Origin of the sequence: Bacillus sp. FSL M8-0063 (assembly GCF_038005545.1) — a bacterium.
Classification (GTDB): domain Bacteria; phylum Bacillota; class Bacilli; order Bacillales; family Bacillaceae_G; genus Bacillus_A; species Bacillus_A wiedmannii.
In genome coordinates, this window is sequence record NZ_JBBOTJ010000001.1 from 3,188,754 (window position 1) to 3,209,542 (window position 20,789).

General features: G+C 35.2%; 18 protein-coding genes and 1 pseudogene. 5 read left to right on the forward strand and 14 right to left on the reverse strand.

Annotated features, from left to right (window positions below; genetic code table 11):
* Positions 1-94 precede the first annotated feature (94 nt).
* The 4 genes from MKX31_RS16060 (at position 95) to MKX31_RS16075 (ending at position 2,945) form a co-directional block, all read left to right on the forward strand.
* Positions 95-1,294 (forward strand): WXG100 family type VII secretion target, encoded by a 1,200-nt coding sequence (locus tag MKX31_RS16060; RefSeq protein WP_340981563.1) that lies wholly within the window; start codon positions 95-97, stop codon positions 1,292-1,294.
* A gap of 12 nt (positions 1,295-1,306) precedes the next feature.
* Positions 1,307-1,606 carry a contact-dependent growth inhibition system immunity protein gene (locus MKX31_RS16065; protein WP_064477035.1) on the forward strand — a complete coding sequence of 100 codons (300 nt, stop codon included), beginning with the start codon at positions 1,307-1,309 and terminating at the stop codon, positions 1,604-1,606.
* Positions 1,607-1,669: 63 nt separating this feature from the next.
* A complete protein-coding gene (locus MKX31_RS16070) occupies positions 1,670-2,647 on the forward strand; it encodes a WXG100 family type VII secretion target (RefSeq protein WP_340981222.1) in 978 nt (325 codons plus the stop codon).
* Between the two features lie 13 nt (positions 2,648-2,660).
* Complete coding sequence (locus MKX31_RS16075) at positions 2,661-2,945, forward strand: hypothetical protein (protein ID WP_064477036.1); 285 nt, start codon at positions 2,661-2,663, stop codon at positions 2,943-2,945.
* A 69-nt stretch (positions 2,946-3,014) separates the two neighbouring features.
* Here MKX31_RS16075 and MKX31_RS16080 read toward each other — a convergent pair whose 3' ends face one another.
* The 8 genes and pseudogenes from MKX31_RS16080 to MKX31_RS16115 all read right to left on the reverse strand — a co-directional run bounded on the left by MKX31_RS16080 (position 3,015) and on the right by MKX31_RS16115 (position 10,789).
* Positions 3,015-4,070, reverse strand: a complete 1,056-nt coding sequence (locus tag MKX31_RS16080) for an N-acetylmuramoyl-L-alanine amidase (protein WP_340981223.1) — start codon at positions 4,068-4,070, stop codon at positions 3,015-3,017.
* Positions 4,067-4,306 (reverse strand): hypothetical protein, encoded by a 240-nt coding sequence (locus MKX31_RS16085; protein ID WP_064477038.1) that lies wholly within the window; start codon positions 4,304-4,306, stop codon positions 4,067-4,069. The genes MKX31_RS16080 and MKX31_RS16085 overlap by 4 nt, the downstream gene beginning before the upstream one ends.
* Positions 4,306-4,542: a hemolysin XhlA family protein gene (locus MKX31_RS16090; RefSeq protein WP_000348876.1), complete on the reverse strand. Its 237-nt coding sequence runs from the start codon at positions 4,540-4,542 to the stop codon at positions 4,306-4,308. The genes MKX31_RS16085 and MKX31_RS16090 overlap by 1 nt, the downstream gene beginning before the upstream one ends.
* Before the next feature lie 78 nt (positions 4,543-4,620).
* Positions 4,621-4,992, reverse strand: coding sequence for a hypothetical protein (locus tag MKX31_RS16095; RefSeq protein WP_000184446.1), 372 nt, complete (start codon positions 4,990-4,992; stop codon positions 4,621-4,623).
* A 110-nt stretch (positions 4,993-5,102) separates the two neighbouring features.
* Entirely contained in the window at positions 5,103-5,378 is a 276-nt protein-coding gene (locus MKX31_RS16100; protein WP_064477049.1) for an AbrB/MazE/SpoVT family DNA-binding domain-containing protein, read from the reverse strand.
* Positions 5,379-5,395: 17 nt separating this feature from the next.
* Positions 5,396-7,840, reverse strand: a pseudogene (locus tag MKX31_RS16105) (phage tail spike protein); the annotation flags it as partial.
* 734 nt (positions 7,841-8,574) lie between these two features.
* On the reverse strand, positions 8,575-9,033 hold the full coding sequence (locus MKX31_RS16110) for a hypothetical protein (RefSeq protein ID WP_340981224.1): 459 nt from the start codon (positions 9,031-9,033) through the stop codon (positions 8,575-8,577).
* Positions 9,034-9,151: 118 nt separating this feature from the next.
* Positions 9,152-10,789 carry an S-layer homology domain-containing protein gene (locus MKX31_RS16115; protein WP_340981226.1) on the reverse strand — a complete coding sequence of 546 codons (1,638 nt, stop codon included), beginning with the start codon at positions 10,787-10,789 and terminating at the stop codon, positions 9,152-9,154.
* 169 nt (positions 10,790-10,958) lie between these two features.
* On the opposite strand from MKX31_RS16115, the gene MKX31_RS16120 reads away from it, so the two are divergent.
* A complete protein-coding gene (locus MKX31_RS16120; protein WP_340981228.1) occupies positions 10,959-11,150 on the forward strand; it encodes a hypothetical protein in 192 nt (63 codons plus the stop codon).
* Positions 11,151-11,325: 175 nt separating this feature from the next.
* Here the strand turns inward: MKX31_RS16120 and MKX31_RS16125 are convergent, their stop codons facing one another.
* The 6 genes from MKX31_RS16125 to MKX31_RS16150 form a co-directional block, all read right to left on the reverse strand.
* Positions 11,326-12,384, reverse strand: coding sequence for an N-acetylmuramoyl-L-alanine amidase (locus tag MKX31_RS16125; protein ID WP_340981229.1), 1,059 nt, complete (start codon positions 12,382-12,384; stop codon positions 11,326-11,328).
* Positions 12,381-12,620 carry a holin gene (locus tag MKX31_RS16130; RefSeq protein ID WP_340981231.1) on the reverse strand — a complete coding sequence of 80 codons (240 nt, stop codon included), beginning with the start codon at positions 12,618-12,620 and terminating at the stop codon, positions 12,381-12,383. The genes MKX31_RS16125 and MKX31_RS16130 overlap by 4 nt, the downstream gene beginning before the upstream one ends.
* Positions 12,620-12,856 carry a hemolysin XhlA family protein gene (locus tag MKX31_RS16135; protein ID WP_073516187.1) on the reverse strand — a complete coding sequence of 79 codons (237 nt, stop codon included), beginning with the start codon at positions 12,854-12,856 and terminating at the stop codon, positions 12,620-12,622. Before MKX31_RS16135 ends, MKX31_RS16130 begins: the two co-directional genes overlap by 1 nt.
* A 91-nt stretch (positions 12,857-12,947) precedes the next feature.
* Positions 12,948-16,877 (reverse strand): phage tail spike protein, encoded by a 3,930-nt coding sequence (locus tag MKX31_RS16140; RefSeq protein ID WP_340981235.1) that lies wholly within the window; start codon positions 16,875-16,877, stop codon positions 12,948-12,950.
* Positions 16,874-18,358: a distal tail protein Dit gene (locus tag MKX31_RS16145; RefSeq protein WP_340981237.1), complete on the reverse strand. Its 1,485-nt coding sequence runs from the start codon at positions 18,356-18,358 to the stop codon at positions 16,874-16,876. Before MKX31_RS16145 ends, MKX31_RS16140 begins: the two co-directional genes overlap by 4 nt.
* Before the next feature lie 41 nt (positions 18,359-18,399).
* Positions 18,400-20,559 carry a phage tail tape measure protein gene (locus MKX31_RS16150; RefSeq protein ID WP_340981564.1) on the reverse strand — a complete coding sequence of 720 codons (2,160 nt, stop codon included), beginning with the start codon at positions 20,557-20,559 and terminating at the stop codon, positions 18,400-18,402.
* Positions 20,560-20,789: the final 230 nt, after the last annotated feature.

Here is a 20,789-nt window from a genome sequence, read left to right on the forward strand (position 1 = left end):
GAATTAAATACCCCTTAATACAGTAATACGAATTTTCTATATTTACATTTTTTCTTCTTGCCTCATAATTTTAATCGGGAGCGTGAGGAAGAAAATGGTTCAAATAAAAATTACACCTGAAGAATTAGAACAAGTTGCAAAACGGGCTAATGATACTAAGCATGCATTAGAATCCATACATAATAATTTATGCAATCAAATTGATTACATGTGTTTTCAATGGACAGGTGCATCGAATCAAAACTTCGTTCAAATGTTTAACAATGCCAGACCATCCGTATTCACAGCTATCAATGCACTTGTGCATGTCGAAGAAGAATTAAAGAGAATTGCTGAAAAATTCCGCGTTGCAGATAGCGAAGATGTAACGACTCCAAAAGAAACTACACCTAGTAAATCACCTGAAAAATCTTTCTTAGGAAAAGTTTGGGATGGTATAGTAGACGGTACAGGAGCTGCTGTTGGAGATACAATCGACGGTATAAAAGCATTAGGTGACTGGGAAACTTGGAAAGGCATGGGCTACACTGTCACCCATTTAGATGAAGCTCTACCTGCTATGTGGGATGCGTTATCCGACTCTTATAATAAAGATGTGATAAATGGGGATGCAGAAACACGTGCAAGATGGGGATCGTATGCTTTAACACAAATTGGATTAGGTCTTCTTGGAGATAAAGGGGTCAGTAAGGCTGCAAATCTAGCACAAGGTGCTAAATTCTCTCAAGGCATCTCAAAAGCTGGACAATTATTTAATAAAGGCGATAATCTGGCTTTCACAGGCGGTAATGGTGTTACATCTGCATTTGATAGTGCTACTTTTAGACAAGCCGAAGAAAAACTTTCAACCTACCAGTTTGCTCAAGGTGAAAATACTACTACTGTGAAACCTGGTGATAGTAGTTCACTTGCCCCTGGAGGGGGCCTAGCTGCACACGAGGCTAGAGGTGGACATTTAATAGAAAGACATGTAGGAAAAACAGATGAAGAACTATTGCAAAGGTTAGAAAGTAATTCTACAATAACAGGTGCGTCCACCTTTGCCGATAGAGCTACGGCTGAAAAAATAGCAAATGAAGTTTTAAGCAACCCGCAAAATACGGAAAAAATAAACAGATGGTTAAATAACCCTGACAGCAAGCCAACCTTACCCTTAAGATACCAAGGTACAGATATTACTGGTAGGCATGTTCCTAGAGGATCAGAAATTATCTCAGAAGTAAAAAATGCAAGAATTGTTTTAAAAAAAGAAAGAGATGGTAGTTTTATTATTACAGGATATCCAGAAAGATAGAGGAGAGTTTATATGAAAGATAAATACATACAATATGAAGAATTAAGTGATTTTTTAGCAGGAACTTTCCATCAAGATATTGAATCAATCGAATTCGCCATAAACGAATTTATCACTGAAGTTACTAATATATGTTTAGAGAATACTATTGAAGACATTACATCATTCCTACAAAGTGGTTTAACTGTTCATGAAAAAGAAGAATTCATTAAATATAATGCCGAAATTTATTTTCCTGCTTTAAACCTTACCCCTATAGAATGGCTAGAGCAAATAGTCGAACTCTTAAAAAGAGCATTAAAAAATAAATAGTAAGAACGGTTTTCGACCACCCTTTACAGGTGGTCTTTTACTTTTTTCTACGTGACACCTGAAATGCTAGAAGATGTTGCAAATCGTGCAAGTAATACCAGGATCGCATTAGAATCTATACATAATAATTTATGTAATGAAATTGATCATTTGTGTTTTCAATGGATTGGTGCCTCTAATCAACAGTTCGTTCAAATGTTCAATGATGCAAGACCAAAAGCTTTTACATCTATCAATTCAATTATACAAGTGGAAGAAGATTTGAAACGAATTGCTGAAAAATTCCGTAATGCAGATAATCAAGATGTTACATTGGAAGAAGGCGCAATGTGTGGTAGACCTTCTTCAGAGGACACAGGATTTGATGGTAAAAAATTAGCCAGAGATATAGCTGGTGAACTAAGTGGGGAATATGATATTCGGCGCGCTTGGAACGGTATTGATCCATCAACTGGAGAAAAACTTTCCACTTGGGAAAGAATTTTCGCTGGAGGAATGGCTGTAGCTGGTCTTACACCAGTTGGAAAAATTGCCAAAGTTGGAAAAGGAGTAAAAATGACTGCAAATGCAGTTGAAGCTGCTAACACTGCTAAAAAAGCTGAAAAGCTAAGAAATGCTACACAATACTCCACTCTTATTGAGGATAAAGTAATAGCGGTTGAAAAGCAAAACCTACCTGGAACTCTTGGTGCAACATTTAAAGATGGTAATTATAGAACAGTAAAAACAACAGAAGATATCAATTTTTACCGAGCATATGGTGGACAAGCTAAACCAAACGGAACATTTGTTACTACAGTTCCTGCGCCAAACAAAATTCAAGCAAAAATAGATTTAGCGTTATTACCTGAATGGAAAAACACTCGACAATATGAAGCGGTAATACAAGCCCCAGAAGGTACAATATTACAAATAGGACGAGCTGAAAAACAAACAACTAGGTCTGGAACAATATTTAAAGGTGATGAAGACCAAGTATTATTACCATTCGGATATCCATCAGAATGGATCAAAGAAGTTAGAGAAATTCCAGGTAAATAGGAGGAGAATATATATGTTTAAAAATACAAATGTACTATTATGTCAAATCGAGATAGTAATTGAAATTACAAAAAATAAACAAAAAGAAAAAGAAGATCCATTCTATGAAGATTTACTAAAACGATTAAATCGTTTAGCTAATTATCTACAAAGTAACGATTATACTAATGACGGATTAGAATCTCGTCGAATTAAAGGCGCAGTGAGAGCCTATACTGATACCGGTCTCGTAAAAAGTTTTGACGACCCTCTACTTATTGAATTAGATAAATTAGAGACTATGCTAAATGAAAATTAACAATTCCTTTCAAATTATATTAATTGTAAATAAATAACAATAGACCACCTATTACAGGTGGTCTATTTTCTATTTCACATACACATAGGCTTCATTTGCTGTTAAATAATATATTTTCCCTTTGCAGTTGTGTACTTTATATAGTGATGATCCATTTACATTTACTTTAACATCAATAGTGAATCCTAACCCTACATCCACAGTACCAGCAACATCTTTATCCTGCCAAGATGCGGATTCATAGAAACGTAAATTGTTCACTTTAGAAATAACCCTCTTACCAGTTATAGTAGAAGCATCCGTCCCATTGTAACGGATGTATGAGGATTCATAATAAATCCATTGGTTACCACCAAGATTTAACCAGTTTCCTAATTTGCCCCATACTTTATAAGCCTGTCCTTTTTGTAGTTTATGAATAACACTATTATCTGTTGATGGTCCAGAACGAAGATTTACATTGTATCCCTCAATATACGCAACACCATTCACCTCTACTGTGCCAGTTATTTCATTTGGTTTCTGTGGTTTTGCATCCACTGTAACAGAATTCCCGTTATAAGCCTTTAACACGTCTGCTCGGAATTTCGCCTCTGATACACCATGACTACGAAGATAATCAAGTGGGTCTTCATGGTCTGTACCACCTAATTTATAAGTAATATCCTTATGTGTCCACAACCCTTTTGAAGGATGAATATTTCGTTCACGTAAGATTTCTCCTATTAACTCTACATATCGTTCGTAAGAACGTTTGAATTTCATCGGATCACTTGTTTCACACAATTCAACGTGAACAAATCTAGCATTAGCTGCCGGACCTGCACCCCATGCACGATATTTAGTAGATGCAATTTGAATCTTTTCATCCCAATCAACTGCGTAGTGAACAAACGCCGAACGCCATGTACGAGACTCATATTTTTGAATATTAATAGCTGGAGCTTCTGGGGTAGCTGTAGAATGAGCTACAACACCTTCATAAGCACCAACACCGTTACGGTATGTTTGTTTTCGTAAATCAGGAATAATTAAAACTCTATCAGCAAATACGTTTGTTCCAATTGATAATACTAAAATCATAGCAACAACTATAGACGAAATATGTTTCCACTTCTTTTTCATTTTACATCGGCATCCTTTTTTATAATTTTTGTGTGGTCAAATAATCCACTTGCTGACAGTCCAATAATGATTCCTTGAAATATATTTGTTTTGATATCTTGAGACAAAAAGAAAACGCCTAGCGTTATGCCAAGCGTTAAATTTAGTAACGGAACATATTTTGTTTGCATCCCAACTGTTTTTGCAATTTGTGATAGTCCTACGACAACACCAATCATTACCGTAATTTCAATCATTACATACCACCTCCTTTCAAGAAGAAGGTAAGAGCCGCTCCAATAAGCCCCCCAACAATAAGGCGTAAAATCCAAGTTGTATTAGCACTAATCTTATCTAATTGTTTATTGATATTGATAATGTCTTTCTCGTTACCTGTTGTCCGCATTTCTAAACTTTTAATCTCTAAGCGAATGTCCTTAATATCTTGCTTTATTTCTTGAACATCACTTCTCACCTCTTGCAAACCATCCATACCGTCCACCTCTTTCCAACCTCATAAATTATTTAAAATAAAAAAGCCTACTTTTCGTACGCTTTGCTTTAAATCTATTTATTTAGTTCCTCCGTGTTTATCTGATGCCTCTATATGTTCCTTGATAGAAACCCCACTACCTACTTCTGTAGAAATCTCTGCTGCCGGATCCCCCGCTTTTATAATAGAAACTGTAATCGGACTACCTCTGAATAACTCAACATTAACGTTAAAATTGCTCGCAGTAATAATTCCGGCATTTACTAAGTTATCCACAACATCATCGATTTCCATAAATTTATTATCGTTCCCTGGCATCACATCTTCATTTGGAGCTGGGTTTTGAACTAATTGCATAACTAATTTCTCTAGTATTGGCATGATTTGATTGATAATTTGACTTTGTAATTGATTTTCCTCTGGACTTGTACTTTGGATTTGATTCGTCATTTTGTTATCTCCCCTTTTAGACAATAAAAAAGACCAACTTATGGCTGCTCTGGTTTCCTATTTATTCATTTTTATAGTCATACTCCTTTCAGTTGCGATTTGCTACTTCTCTATTCAGTAGGTACATTTTGTTTTTCCTGTGAAGCTTGTGTAATTCTGTCTAAGCAATCTTTGCAAATTTCCTGATTACCGATTCTTGTTGTATTTGTATTCACACCACAAATATCACAAAACCTTTCTTCAGTTCTAACGAACAGATTAGAAGTATCAGAGAATAATTCCACTTTTGTATTTGGTTTAATACCTGCTGTTTGCAACATATCCAATGGGATTTTGATTGTCCCATCTTCACCAACTGTTCCTAAAATACCTAAAAATTGACTCATTTCATTTTCTCCTTTCATCATTGTGAGCTACTTATAAAGTTCCATGCTTTTCCATCGTGGTAGTAAGCTCCAAACCCTCTATAACCATTCCTCATCCATAGAACCCCTTGTTGAGACAAAGAAATCTTTCCAAATGAGTTGAATAATATACCCGATGTTGAAATTGGTGACGTGAAGTTAACTCTCTTGGCTGTAAACCAAATTCCCTCTTGAGCTGTTATACCGATATTACCTGCATTCGTTAGACGAATATTACTCTCAGCGCCATTGTAATCTACATAGCGATAGTAAACGCCATTTCCATCTTTGTAGATACTTCCAAGGTTCCTACCAGTCCCATCACCTTCACCAAGAATTATATATGGGTTACGTGTTGTACTTTTTCTCTCATCTTCAAATCCCATCACAACTTTGGCAGATCCTTGGTTTACAAAACGAAGAACCTGATTTTCCATATGGAGGTATTCTTTTGTAGCACTTGTTTTGATAGTCATACCTTGGAGTAATCCAGCTTTTAACCAAGATGCTTTCACCCTACCCACCAAATCTATTAGATCAGCTGAAATATTAATCTTTTCTGCCGTTTGATTGATAGATGAAATGATTTCACCTTTTTTTACTGTACTTAGAATATTTTTCTCAGTAACTTGAATACGTCCTTCCATATTCCTTACAAAAGCATTCGTAGCAAATTTATCATTAGATTAAGTTTGTGTATAAACCTCTGTCTTTTTTGCTGCTAAATCAATACCTTTCTCATTAACACTAAAACGGTTATCGATTTGAGTCATCTTGTGATTGTATTGCTCAGTTGCTACTCTATTAGCTATATCTTCTAGCATTTTGTCAGCATCAGTTTGGTCTTTCGGATGTAACCAAAATTCTGTAGCTACTTTCCCACGCTGTAACATAGGCATGCAAAACCAAGCTCTACCATTTCTTTTTATGTATGGTCGAAATCTTACAAACCCAGTTCCTGCTGGAGCTTTAGCTGTACAAGTAGATCTAATCCAAGTATTGTTAATGATTTGAACCCTTTCTCTAGCAGTTGAAATTCTGGTTGCTTTATTTGATTGCCAAAACTCCATCTCGATATACACACCATTATCAATAGGCACTTTCCCATCAGTGTTAAAGTAAGCCGAAATAACAATGTCTTCTGAAGGAGAACAATCTATAAACTGTCCAAAAGCACCCCACCATCTATCCTGATCTTGTCCCGTAGTGTGCATAGAAAACGAGTTGTATCCTTTATACTTTAGGTTTGGGTCTATAGCGTGCCCATTCGACCACCCCCAGTACTTGTTCCCTTGAGTAAAACCTGCATCGCGAATCTCATTGATGGCTCCAAGACCAACACCAAGCACTGAATTATCATAGAAATCTTGTATGATATTGTCGGGCATTGTAAATGTAGCGGACACCTTAACCCACTGACCTGTTATTGTTTTAGGAGTACGCATAATTCGTTTTGCTACAACATCATTGTCATTTGTTCCTGTAGCAGTAGTAACACCAAAGTTGTTAATATCAATTGCCGTCGGAATAACTTCGTTAGTGTAAATTTCATAGCTGATTGTTTATGTTCTGCCCACAAGTAACATGACATTTTTATTAGTATATAGAATGCCTTTCCAACTACCACTTGCCCCAGCAGGGATTGTTATTTACTACCATTTATTACCATCGCCATGCTTTATGGTTGCTCCACCAGTTGCACCAAAGGATTTTTGTTTATAAAAGTTTTGACCACCAATTTTCATGCCGTCATACTTCTACTCAACACTTGTTAACTTTTCACTGATTTTACCCGCTTGCTCTTTAATTTCAGTTGTTGTTTTCCTTAAATCATTCGTCGTTTGCTGCACATCGGAAATTGTCTTTTTTGTACCTTCTACATTTGATTCAACCGTATTTAATTTATTACTAATATCAGTATCTTTTTTAGTTAACGATTCTATGGATTGTTTAAAACTGTTAGCCATTTGCTCAGATTTCGTTACACGTTCTGTAAGCTTTCCCTGTTCGTTTTGTACATTTGATACAGAAGTATTTATTCCTTTAATAGTAGTCTCGATTTCTACTGTTGTTTTAGTGAAATCAGTTGTGGATACTTGGTCTTCTGGTGCTGGTGTCCATGCAGTTGATATTGTGCCAATTTCTAATTTAAGCTTTTCAATTAACACTTCCCCCGTAAAATCACGTGCTAAAGCGTAAACTGAAATCTCCTTAATAGGCTTATCCATTACTACTGCACTTGCTGTGAACCTTTCCTGGTTATATTGTTTACCTAGGGTTAAATGGTTTTCTACGCGGCAACTTGGATAATGAAATGTATTGTCTGTAAAAGTAATCTTCACTTCGAAACCAGCCCATTTATTCGTTGTACCCCATGCAGTAACTCTACCTGTAAATAGGAAACTCATAGCAAGATTCTTACCCTGCATTAAGGATTCTATTTCGGGGTTTGAAGCTTATATGAATAATGTATTGGGGTAACTTTGATTTTTTTGTGGGTGTTTTGTGGGTGAATTACTCTTCTTTCAAATAAAAGTGTTTTACCCACAAAATAAAAAAACCCTCAACACGTTATGTGTCAAGGGTTTGAGCCTCTTAGTATAGAGACATATATTGATCGCGTTCCCATTGGTGAACTTGTGTGCGGAAGATATACCTTCCTATTATATAGGTTCATTTCGTTTCACACGTCTTATTAAATGTATGTTTATCTGATAACGTTTTTCTAGGATATTACTACTTGTTATTAATTCGTGGCTGTTTTGTGGCTGTTTCATGGTTGGTAATGTGGCTGTTTTTATTTAATCTAAAATTCACCTTTATATGACACTCTCTTCTTATTTTTATTCCTAATAGATCGTTTAATTAAATTAATCTAAAATCAAACTTTTAAAATGTTATATTAATTGGTATGAGTTACTTAGTTTAAGAGGGACGATATTAGGAAGGTATGAAATCTATTTTTAAAGCGTTTCGTTTACTTAGTAAAATCATGAATCTTATAATAGAGGCACTACCTAAAAAATTCTTGAATATTGCAACAAATAAATCTCCCCCACAAAGCGTATAGCTTTTTATAGATTCATTTTGAGCATCTATGAATTTTACAAGACTCTCTTTTAAATATAACAAAAATAGTCTATCTTAGTTATATTAAGATAAACTATTTTTGTTATATTTATGCTGTTTTACCAATTGGAATTATTTTAGACTGAACAGTTTCCCCAGTATTACCATTTGTTACTGTAATGTAGTAATACCCCCAATAATTATTGTTTTTTATCTCATCTGCCTTATATATATATTTGTGTACCGTAAAACTATTTGGTGCAGCGGTTAATCCATCTAACCATGTACGCGCACCCATATAAACCCCTAAATATGCAAATAACTGGGCCAGATTTTTCACCTGTGCTACTCCTGGTACAATACCCATAAGCCCGACAAACAATGCGGATGCATTATCGTGATTATTAGGATCGGTCGCAAGAACCTGCGTTTCAACTCTAACAAACGTATGTCCAGGTTGTGCTGCAGAAACATTTTCTGTAAATATGCTGAATGAGCTTAATGTTACTAATAATGTACAAATCATAGTTATAACAATAATTTTTTTCATTCTAAAATTAATAATCATTTTCCTACTCCTTATAATTTACTTAATTCCAAATTCAATCTAGCTATACTTGCGAATATTTATGAATTTCAATTCTCATATGACTAAAACTTCATGTCTATTAGTCACTAATACTTCATCAAATAGCGGGTGGAACAAAACTAGAATCAAGATTGATAGCTCTATATAAAAACACTGCCATTTGCTCCCTTGTAACATTAGCCCCTGGACTAAAATTTTTGTTTCCTGTCCCGCTTGCAATACCATTACTATATAAGGCTTTTACATATTCATTTGCCCAATGGCCTTTCATATCATTGAATTCATAGTTAGCTTTTATTTTTAAATTAAATGCTTTTGTTAATACAGCTGCGATTTCCGCTCTAGTTGCTGTATTTTTCGGATTGAATTTCTTTTCAGTATTCACAGAAAAAATCCCACTTTTCGTTAATGCTAAAATCTCTTTCTTAAATGGGTTATCACCTATGTCTTTATATGGATTTTCATTTGTGTCTCTTGGTTTTAAATATCTGTATAAAAATGCCGCTAGTTGTTCACGCGTTATATTATCTTGCGCACCAAAATAACCATTTCCATACCCCGACATTATTTTATTTCCGGCCATATACATAATTTGTTCATAAGCCCAATGAGTTTTTGGAACATCTAAAAACACATAAGGATTTACTGTTGTATAATGATTTAAACTCTCATAAAGTTCATCATAATTTAAGATTACTTCTGCAGGTGTAGATGACCAAGTATCACGAATAACTATATTACGGTATTTTTCATTTATATCAGCAAAAAAGATTTCTTCATAGCCTATACCAGTAATAGCATGTGACTCATAAATCGGATGCCCCTCTATCCCTAACCCAAACGGACGCCCTGCATCTAATTCTTTTTTCATTTTGTCGAAGGACATCTTCTCTTGATAATCCCAATAAATTTCAGCGTTGTACCCACGTTCATTCCAATATTTTTGAAGGGCTGGAGCAATTTTACGCGGCCAAGTTCCATATAAAATACCATTAGTAGTTTCACCTGTTCCCCTATCCGTTTCCATTAAAGTAGCTAAATTGTCTACTAAATCAATTGCATATTCATTACTACGAAATAGATTAGGAAACCCATTTTTGGACCAGTAGGTTACTATATTAGCAAATGCAGTCGGTGTACAACCTATGAACCATGTATAGTCCGGCACACTATCTAATAACTTTGAATTATATACATCGCTTGATATATTAGTACCTGAGGTAAATGAGGATTTCAACGGTGCTAATCTCATTTGCTTTCTGTCTACAGATTTAATATTTTCCCTATTCATCGTTTGATCGGTTGTAATATCTATTATTTTATCTTTCTCTATTTTTAAATATTGTAGAGGCCCCGTATAGAGTGCTTGACCTTCGGGTACATCTTTATAAGGATTTCCTCCTTCTCTTGTAGATTCTATAATGGAAGACTTACCTTTAACTCCATTTACAATTATATATCCATAATCCTGATTATCCTTTTGCACTTGAAATAAATAACCTTTAATTTCACCATCAACATCATGTAATGTCTTGCTCTCACTAAAGACCGTATTTTTCCATTTAGGATAGATTTTTTCACTTACACTTTTAAGATACATCATAGCCTTATGGTGAGCTTCTTGCTTAGTAACGATTTGTGAAGATACTTCAGCAGCTCTCGAATTGATTGGATTATTTAAAAAAATCCCTAGTAAAAAAAATGTTGCAATAATAAACAAAAATCTTTTTTTCATAATATCCCCCTTTAACAATTCAGATAGTTGTAATTATACATTATTTTCCGAAAAATAAAAGATTTTTTATAATAAATGGAAAATTTCAAAGAAAAATACAATTCACTCTCTACTTATGTTATTATATTATTGAAAATTAACAATGCATAAAACTTAGGAGATTTTGTTTATGAAAAAAAAATTCAATACTTTATTTTTTTATTTAGATATAATATTTTTAATTATCTCTATTTCTTTACTTATTGGTAGTTCTATTTATTTCACTTCATGGGTATTCCCAATATTATTTTTCCTTTCTGCACTAAGAATGATTTATAATATAAAGGGATATATTATAAATCAGAATAAAGAAAATAATTAAAAAATATAAACTTAATTTCTGTAAGTCGCTTTTATCAAATAAAGCAACTCTTTTAAAAAATATTATAAAACTTCTAAACATCAAAAAATCCGCCTTATCTGATGATAGCCAAAACTATCTTCAGATAAGGCGGATTCTTTTTTTATTCAAACACACAGTATTTAACTCAATAATTTCATTTCACATACACATACACTTCATTTGCTGTTACATAGTATGTTTTTCCCTTGCTGTTGTGTACTTTATATTGTGACGATCCATTAACAATTACTTTAGCATCAATCGTAAATCCTAACCCTGCATCTACAGAACCCGCAACATCTTTATCCTGCCAAGATGGAGCATCATAGAATCGTAGATTATTAACTTTAGAAACAACACGCTTACCTACGATTGATGAATCTACAATGCTTTTCTTACTAAACTTTACGTAAGATGAATCGTTCTTAACCCATTGTTCACCACCAAGATTTAACCAGCCATCCTTTTCAGCCCATACAATATAAGATTCTGGTTTATTTAGCTGACGAATCTTAGAATAGCTTGTACTAGGACCTTTACGTAAGTTCACATTATAACCTTCAATATAAGCAATACCATCTGTTACAGCCGTTGGAACTTCAACAGGTTTAGATGGCTTGTCAGGAACATCAACATTAGAATTATTGTATGCTCGTTGTACATCTGCTCTAAATTGTGCTTCTGAAACTCCATGACTACGTAAATAATCAAGTGGATCTTCATGATCTGTACCACCAAGATATTTTGTAACATCGTAGTGAGTCCATAATCCTTTTTCTACAGATAATCCACGATCACGAAGAATTTTAGCTAATAACTTAACGTATTTATCATAGCTGCGTTTGAATTTCTCATAATCTCTTGTTTCGCATAATTCTACGTGAACAAATCGTTTATTTGCTCCTGGTCCTGCGCCATAAGCAATGTATTTCGTATCAGCAATTTGGATTGTTTCATTCCAATCAACTGCATAATGTACGAATGCTGAACGCCATGTACGAGACTCATATTTTTGAATATTAATAGCTGGTGCTTCTGGTGTTGCTGTAGAATGTGCTACAACGCCCTCATAAGCACCTACACCATTACGGTATGGTTGTTTCGGTAAATCAGGAATAATAAATGTTCTATCCGCAAAAGCACTTGTTGCAACGGATAAAGCTAAAATAACAGCAAAGACTACAGATGAAATATGTTTTAATGTCTTTTTCATTTCACATCAGCATCCTTTTTCATAATTTTTGTGTGATCAAATAATCCGCTTGCTGACAGTCCAATGATGATTCCTTGAAATACATTTGTTTTAATATCTCCGCCCAAAAATAAAACGCCTAGCACAATGCCAAGCGTTACATTCAATAGCGGAACATATTTTGTTTGTAATCCAATTGTTTTGCCAATTTGTGAGAGACCAACTACAATGCCAATCATTACTGTAATTTCAAACATTACATACCACCTCCTTTCAAAAAGAAAGTAAGAGCTGCTCCTACAATTCCACCAACAATAAGTCGTAAAATCCAGGTAGTATTTGCGCTAATTTTATCTAGTTGCTTGTTGATATTATCAATATCTTTCTCGTTGCCTGTTGTACGCATTTCCAAACTTTTAACCTCTAACCTTATTTCCTTAATTTCTTGCTTTATTTCTTGAACATCACTTCTTACTTCTTGCAACCCTTCCACTTTGACCACCTCATTTCAAAATAAAAAGAGAGACATCTATTTGTCCCTCTTTTCTTATAAAAGCCGTATTTTGTACAAAATAAAAAACAGCTTATAACTGCTGCTCTAGTTTCTCATTTATTAATTTTTGAACTAACTCTTTTAGTGTTACTATTTCGTTGTTCATTAATGTAATTTCTTCATTATGCTTTCTCTCCATTTCTTGTATTTTCGCATTTTGATTTTCTTCAAGTTCCTGTAAAGCTTTGATTGTAAGTGATGCATATGAATATAAGTGAATTCCTTTACCACTTTCATCGATAAACGCTTCATCAGATTCATCTACAATTGCCCCGTAGTATGTTTTAATATCTTCTGTTGTCAATGGTGGCTCATTAGGATCTCTCTCTTCTCTCATTTTATAAAGCTCGTTTACTGCATTCTTATAGTTAAATTGTCTCACTCGTACATTCCTGATTTTTTCTAGGGCGGAAAAAGAAACATCACGAATGTTAGATTTATATTCCCGTAATGAGGGGCTCATGAAATTCCCTTGAACAGATCCCCAGCCATTCTGGGTAACAGGTGACTTGACTTGTATGATACCTGTATATCCTGCTGCACGGCTATTACGTAAAGTGATATTAGGTAACCTTAAATCAGAATCTGTACTATTATCTTCAACGACTAACGAAGTTTGATATAATCCAGTTTTTCCTCGTCTGAAATACCAACTTCCATTCCCAGCATAAAACACATGGTAATCATTAGCGTTTAGAACACTTAGTCCGTTTCTTTGCAACTCCCAATACACAGACTTTTGGACGGCACCATCAACTATGCTATCGCTAATACCAATGCTCGCATAAGCCCCTGACCACCCTGCGCCTGCTTGAGACATAAATAAAGCGCCTGCTGGAGCACTAGTCTTTTCATCTGTTCCTAAAATAAAAGTTGGTTGTACTGAACCATCTGTTCTTCTGTAATGTCCTAGAAATGATCTAGCAACCCCTTTTTCATAGAGACGTATAAATTGGTCATCTAAGCTTACGTAGTTATCTGTATTTGATGTTCTAATTTGGCAACCACTTAGCATTCCCGCTTTAATCCACTCAGCATTAACTTTACCAACTAAATCTATTCGTGCTGCATTTAACTTAATGTTTTCTTTACTCATGTTAATGGCTGCGATTACATCATTTTCTTTTACAGATATGCTAACGCCCTTTTCTGTTATCTGAAGGCGTGATTCCATATCTCTTACATAGGAATCTGTAGCAAATTGCCCATCTGCTTGCGTCCTCGTATATACTTCTGTCTTTTTTGCTGCTGCATTGATACCCTGTTCATTAATAGTAAAGCGGTTATCAATCAGAGTCATTTTCTGATTAAATTGCTCAGTTGCAAGTTTATTAGCTAATTCCCCCAATAAATCTTGTTTATTTTTATCAACTGTTTGTTTCAATTCAGGAATCTTAAACCCAGCAACATAATCCTCTACTTGCTTAAGTTCAACTTTTGCATTGATTGCTGTTGCCTGTTGTTCAAGTTTTGTATTTGCTTCAGTAAGCTTCTTTCCTTGATCTGATACTACATTGTTTAAATTACTAACTGTGGAAGATAATCCGTTTGCAGTTTGTTCTACTGTAGTCATGCGATTTTCAAATCCAGCTTGGCTGTCCTGTACCTTAGATACAGTAGTTTTTACACCATCCACACTTTGCTCCAGCTCATATGTTGATTTGCTAAAGTCTGTTGGAACAGAACCTTTTTCCAGTTTAGCTTTCTTGAAACGGAATTTCTTACTCTTTGAATTTTCATTTCTTTCAAATCTTAATCGCAATCCCCATCCAGTTGCTCGCAAATCAACCTTAAATGTAAATGATCTTCTAGACCAATTAGCGACAGGGAACCTACTGTATAAGTTTTCTGTCCATACTCCATTGATAAACTGGAATACAAGTAGATCAATAGGAACGTCGTTTTGCAAATCAATACTGAATGTCATATCTTTCCCTTTTTCATAATCTCCCATTTTCGTATTATCTAAATGGAATTGATAAAAAGAGTCGGTTTGATCTGTACACTCTACAATTAAATAATCCTCACTAAACGCACTACCCGCTTTATTAACCACAGCACCGCCAGCCATGCCTATTGTTTTAGGTCTTTGATTCTTTCCAGTGTCGATAATCCAGTTTTCACCGCCTACAGTACGAGCATCCACCTGTTCTAACTTTGTTGAAATTTTCCCAGCTTCTTCTTTAATTTCAGTAGTTGTTTTCTTAAGTGAATTTGTATCAGACTGTATATCAGAAATCGTCTTTTTTGTACCTTCTACATTAGACTCAACCGTATTTAATTTACTGCTAATTTCAGTATCTTTTTTCGTTAACGACTCAATAGAAGTTTTAAATCCACTAGAATCCTGTTCGAACTTAGTTACCTTCTTATCAATTTCACCTTGTTTATTTTGTACATCTGAAATCGTACGACTAACACCTTGTAAACTTTCCTTCACTTCATTTACTTGTCCTGTTGCTTGATTTTGCGCTTCCTGGACCTTTTTATTTAGCTCGTTTTTTGTGGACTCAATATCTTTACTTACTTGGTCTAGGGTTTCTTTTTTTACTGATTCTACATCTGGTACAACCGATTCCCACGCTGTACCTGTCCATATCTTCAAAATACCGGGTTTTCCATTGCTGATATCACGCCAAAGTGTTTTAAAAGGTTTAAGACCTGTTGTTGGTGGATTCTTTGATTCTATAATTTCAACGGTATTATTTTTAATATTCTCTTGCACCTTTTCAGCTAGTGTTTTTGCTGCTTCTGATTCTTTCTTTGCATTACTAGCGGTTTCATTCGTTTCTTTCACTAGCTGATCTAACTGATTTATCATTTCTTGCTTATTACCTAGCGAACCAAGGATACGGTTGTAAACCTTTCTTAATTCCTCATTTGGATCAATAATCTCATGATAATCTCCAAATACATATTTATCTTGCAAAGGATTTTTATATGATTCATCGCCAGCAATCGCCCTAGCTTCTAAATACAATTTAGGTGTAAACCCTGTATCTTTTATTCGGATTGTATCTCCATCCTTAATTAATTCATGATTTAGTCCGAATACACGACCGATTGATTGTGCTTCAACTTCATAAAAAACAGAAGAATTTACACGCTTTTTTAACTCTGTATTCATAAGAGTCATTAAACGTTTTGCATCCATATCTTCGTTTTCTGTTTCTGGACTATAGAAACCAAATTTATGTTGTCCTTTTTCATTCCACCTTTGAAATGCATCACTGTCCACAAGATACGGAACACCATTGTTTATTTCTGTAATAGTAACGAATCCTTCACCTTCTTTTTTTACGAAACCTAGTAAGGCTGTACAAATGTTTTGAGAGTTTTCAATTCGTTTAATTCCTAGCAAGTCTTTACCCAGAGTTATTTCTTTCCCTGTTTCTTGACCACGCTTCTTAACCATATCTATATAACGTCCAACAATTTGAGAGCCTACAACTTCAGCACGATATTGAATTTCTAACTCAAACAAAGAAGCAATTTTCTTAAGAAAAGACAACGGATCAATAAATTCATCGATCGTCATGGAACGGAAACTAGCATATTCTAAATTCCCTTTTTGCCACTTTGTACCCGCAAGAGCGATATCCATCATTTCAATTACGGTTTTACCTTCTAGTTTTTGCGGTGGAATAATTCCGGCTTTAGCAAGTTGAATCCATTCACCAGATGCATAAGCGATTACTGATCTATCATCAGAATTCTTTTCAATTTCAGTAATTACATAAGGAACGATACGACCATCGCGCACTTCTTTTAATACTAAATTTTGTTGCATAAGCGTGGATGAATGCCTTGTATTATCAAATACTCGAAATTCTAATGTATCAATGTTATTTTTAATTTCCCAATGTCTTTTATCATCCCAATAATCTGTAGGCTGAATAGATGCTACAATTTGTTCTGTTTTAAAATCAACAACATGCAATTCACCACTTGGCGTTCTCATCTATATCTCTCCCTGTAACTGATTGTAGCTGTAACATCTGGTGGCATAATATCAATACGATTCTCTCCACGAATGATCTTAGGGAACTCACTAAATATATCTTTAATATTAATAGCATCTTTCCCATTAATTGTAACAAGACTTCTTTCAGTATCAATAATCACTTTGTCTCCTGTATCAAAGATATAAGGTTTCGTGTTAGAAGGAACTTTATTTACCTTCCAAACCTTTAAATCATCAATTTGCATTTCGTTAACAGGTTGGTGATTATCCCACTTACAAAGTGCAATCATAACTTGTGCTATTTTTCGGTTTGTCATTGGATTACTGTTGTCAACATCGTTCCATCGTTCAACTAGGGATGCTCCGTCTATCTCTTTACCATCTATAAATTTAGCTACATATACAGACCATTGTGTCCCTCTTCTAGCAATACGCAGGCGCCCCCGAAATTGATTGAAAGTAGATGAGTAAAAGCCGCTTGTATCTACTAATTTCTTAATACTATTAGGCGTTCCGCTATTCCCAATTTTCATATGCGCTTTTGTAATTTCGGCAGTGACATATAGATCATTCATGTTAATACGAGCTACCAGGTTGCTTGCATCATCTAACAGGAGGACCTCACACCGCCCCATTTCCTCAATATTTTTGGATTTTAAAGTCATCCATGCTTCCATTTCAAAATCTTGTAATGGACCGCCTGGAATACTTTTCTTAGCTATCGCGCCATAAAACCCTTTTCCTTCTCCATATTCTTCACAATATAGTGCGTAACCGCCTCTTGACTTAAAACTACCTGTCCCTTTTATATCGTCAAATTGTCCAGTAACAGGAGTCCATCCTATAGGTGAAGCCATTTCATCCCATAATACACGCTCACGCTCTTGTACCGTTGTTTCCTCCACAGTTAGGGGATAACCAATGCGGAAATACTTTCGTTCTAAAGGATATTTACCAAACCATACATCTAAAAAAGTGCTTGGTTTTTTTACAGTCATTTCAATTAATGCCGGAGCTTCAACGCTTCCTTTATTCGTGAAATTAGAAGTAATCTCAGTAGACCAACTTTGAGTGAATGTGTGGGTTTGTACTTTACCTAGTTTATAAGGTGTTGGGCAGATAAATTTAATTGTACCGATTCCAAGTGTTACAAATTCATCTGGATCAAAGCTATCATCCACAACTGCTAAATATATTCTATCTGGCTCTACATCGAAAATAAGCTCGGCTGGTTGATCGGTAATTAACCAACTTGCAATTTCTTCTTTTAATAACTCTAAGTTCCCACCATCAGGAACAATGATTCCTACAGGTATAGATAAAACACGCATTTCCGTTTGGGTGTTTAATAGCCTTGCACCTGGATATCCTGGAACACTTAGAAAATTACGTTTCAATGGTGCCCAAGTCGGTCTTTTCCACCCTTTTGCGATTTGGACAAAATCTTTTCGTTCGTTATTAAATGTAAAAGAACTCATGCTGACACCTCATTTCTTTATATAATAAAAGAAACCCAAACCTAAAAGGCTGAGTTTCTTTGTTCTTCTCTTTCTTGATACTCTTTCGTATATCGATAAGTACCACGCGCCACATCTCGTCCCTCTAAAACAACAGGAACTTCAACAACTAAATCGCCACCAAACTTTGGAAGTGTTCCACCTTCAGATGTTCCTGGAGAGTAATTAAATACTTGATTTGATACGCTGCTTGTCATGGCTTGTCTACTATTTGACATACTTCCATACACACCACTCATGACAGTCTTTAATCCTGATAATTGACTTACAGAACTAGCCATCATACGGCTCATATCACTCATTAATTGATTTATTTCACCGGGCATAGAAAATTGTTCGCGTGACATGGTTGCTGCAATTCCTGCCCCAATATCACCTAGTGTCTTTTTATTAAGCGGAAGCACCGCTTCGTCCCCAGCTTCGCCCGCTGCTTGATAACGTCCATTATTCATTCCGAATATAGTTGGCTTAGTGAAAATACCACCCTTGGCGCGCCAATCTATATTGAGTCCAGAAGGAAATGTAATATCTTTACCTAAAACATTTTTAGTGCTAGTTTGTAAGCTAAAGTGTGGAAGAGGTGGCATTTCAGGTTTTGGGATTTTCAACTTTAAACCTTCAAAGAATCCTTTGATTTTATCGATGAATCCCTTTACTCCATCAACCGCATCTCTTATTGGATCCATAATAAATCTTTTTGCCGCTTCAAATTTTTCTTGTGCTGCATTTTTCACTGAATCAAATTTTTCTCTAGCTGAATTATATAAATCAGTAAATTTTTGTTTAGCCTGATTATAAGTATCTGTTACTGGTTGAATCACATATTGTTTCACTAAATTCCAAGCTGTAAGCGTATATGATTTTATAGATTCCCAATTTGATAATATCCAATTGGCTAAATCAGCAAGTTTTTGTTTCGTTGTATTCCACAATTCTTGAACTGGCTGAATAACGTACTGTTTTACTAAGTTCCAAGCCATAAGAGTATATGATTTGGCAAGTTCCCACTGTGAACTTAACCAAGAGATTAAATCACTAAATTTCTCTTTTACCAAGCTCCAAGCTTCTTGTACAGGCTGGGTAATATATTGTTTAAATAATCCCCACGCAACTTGCGCCACAGCTTTTGCAATTTCCCATTGTGTACCGAGCCAAGTAACTAATTCACCTATCTTTGTACTTACCCAGTCATAAGCTTGTTGAATTGGTTGAATGATATATTGTGAAATGGCTGCCCACGCAATTTGTACCCCTGCTTGTATTAATAGCCATCCAGCCTGTAGTACTGTTGAAATTAATGAAATGATTGGATCTAAAACAGTAACGATGGTATTCCAAGTTTCTTGCCAAGCTTGCACGAGTGTCCCCCACAATTCTGAAGCTGTTGTAACTAAAGAAGTCCACCAAGAAGACGCCGTTTCCACAATGCCTGACCACAAACTACTAAAAAATTCACCTATAGGATCAAAGAAACTATGCATCATTTCAGTGAATGAAGCCCAAGCACCTGAAAAGAATTCAACAATAGAATTCCATGTACTACTACATATTTCACCTATCCCTGTCCATAAATCGCTAAAAAATTGCCCTATTGGATCAAAGAATGCATGCATTGTTTCTAAGAAAGAACTCCAAGCTTCACTAGAGGATTGAACTATCCCATCCCAAAGCTCTATTAAATATTCTTTAATAGAATTCCATGTTTCTATTGTCCAATTTTTAATATCATCCCAATTTTTATAAATTGCTACACCTAAAGCGACTATGGCTGCTATGATAATTGGAACAATGGCAACTATCCCAGCTGCTACAGCCGCACCAACTCCAAATATACTCATTACCGTCATGACTATTGGCGCAAGAGCCATAATTGCACCTGAAATTATACCAATTGCCAATGCAACAGCTGTTAATGTAGCTGTTAACTTTGGATTGTTTGAAACCCATTCAGCTATTTTAGAGATGACATCCGCTATGACGCTAAGAACTGGCTGCATAGCAACTTGTAAATCCTGCATCGCTTTTTGAAATTTAACTGCTGGGTTTGCATCCATTTTTTTAATGGAATCATTCAATTTATCTTGTTGCTTTCCAAAATCAACTGTTTTCTCTTTTGCACCTAGTAAAGTATTAATGATGTTTTGCCCTTGATCTTCATACATTGTTCCGAAAAACTTAACCCCTAATTCATTACGTTTTGTTTCATCTTCAACCTCTGATAAAGCTTGTGCAATTTCCGTCATGGCTGCCGATCCGTCTTTACCACCTTTAGCTACTGCCTGACCCCATTTTTCAACTTGTTCTGCTGAAATTTTTGTGCCTTCAAGAGCTTCTGTCATAGCTTTATCGACACCTTGACCGAATTCAGCCGCTTTGACACGACCTTCTTTCA

What these genes read in the sequence shown, in the direction of transcription:
- MKX31_RS16060 (WP_340981563.1), top strand. Translation starts at nt 95, where the DNA reads ATGGTTCAAATAAAAATTACACCTGAAGAATTAGAACAAGTTGCAAAA.
- MKX31_RS16065 (WP_064477035.1), top strand. Translation starts at nt 1,307, where the DNA reads ATGAAAGATAAATACATACAATATGAAGAATTAAGTGATTTTTTAGCA.
- MKX31_RS16070 (WP_340981222.1), top strand. Translation starts at nt 1,670, where the DNA reads ATGCTAGAAGATGTTGCAAATCGTGCAAGTAATACCAGGATCGCATTA.
- MKX31_RS16075 (WP_064477036.1), top strand. Translation starts at nt 2,661, where the DNA reads ATGTTTAAAAATACAAATGTACTATTATGTCAAATCGAGATAGTAATT.
- MKX31_RS16080 (WP_340981223.1), bottom strand. Translation starts at nt 4,070, where the DNA reads ATGAAAAAGAAGTGGAAACATATTTCGTCTATAGTTGTTGCTATGATT.
- MKX31_RS16085 (WP_064477038.1), bottom strand. Translation starts at nt 4,306, where the DNA reads ATGATTGAAATTACGGTAATGATTGGTGTTGTCGTAGGACTATCACAA.
- MKX31_RS16090 (WP_000348876.1), bottom strand. Translation starts at nt 4,542, where the DNA reads ATGGATGGTTTGCAAGAGGTGAGAAGTGATGTTCAAGAAATAAAGCAA.
- MKX31_RS16095 (WP_000184446.1), bottom strand. Translation starts at nt 4,992, where the DNA reads ATGACGAATCAAATCCAAAGTACAAGTCCAGAGGAAAATCAATTACAA.
- MKX31_RS16100 (WP_064477049.1), bottom strand. Translation starts at nt 5,378, where the DNA reads ATGAGTCAATTTTTAGGTATTTTAGGAACAGTTGGTGAAGATGGGACA.
- MKX31_RS16110 (WP_340981224.1), bottom strand. Translation starts at nt 9,033, where the DNA reads ATGATTATTAATTTTAGAATGAAAAAAATTATTGTTATAACTATGATT.
- MKX31_RS16115 (WP_340981226.1), bottom strand. Translation starts at nt 10,789, where the DNA reads ATGAAAAAAAGATTTTTGTTTATTATTGCAACATTTTTTTTACTAGGG.
- MKX31_RS16120 (WP_340981228.1), top strand. Translation starts at nt 10,959, where the DNA reads ATGAAAAAAAAATTCAATACTTTATTTTTTTATTTAGATATAATATTT.
- MKX31_RS16125 (WP_340981229.1), bottom strand. Translation starts at nt 12,384, where the DNA reads ATGAAAAAGACATTAAAACATATTTCATCTGTAGTCTTTGCTGTTATT.
- MKX31_RS16130 (WP_340981231.1), bottom strand. Translation starts at nt 12,620, where the DNA reads ATGTTTGAAATTACAGTAATGATTGGCATTGTAGTTGGTCTCTCACAA.
- MKX31_RS16140 (WP_340981235.1), bottom strand. Translation starts at nt 16,877, where the DNA reads ATGAGAACGCCAAGTGGTGAATTGCATGTTGTTGATTTTAAAACAGAA.
- MKX31_RS16145 (WP_340981237.1), bottom strand. Translation starts at nt 18,358, where the DNA reads ATGAGTTCTTTTACATTTAATAACGAACGAAAAGATTTTGTCCAAATC.
- MKX31_RS16150 (WP_340981564.1), bottom strand. Translation starts at nt 20,559, where the DNA reads ATGTATGAAGATCAAGGGCAAAACATCATTAATACTTTACTAGGTGCA.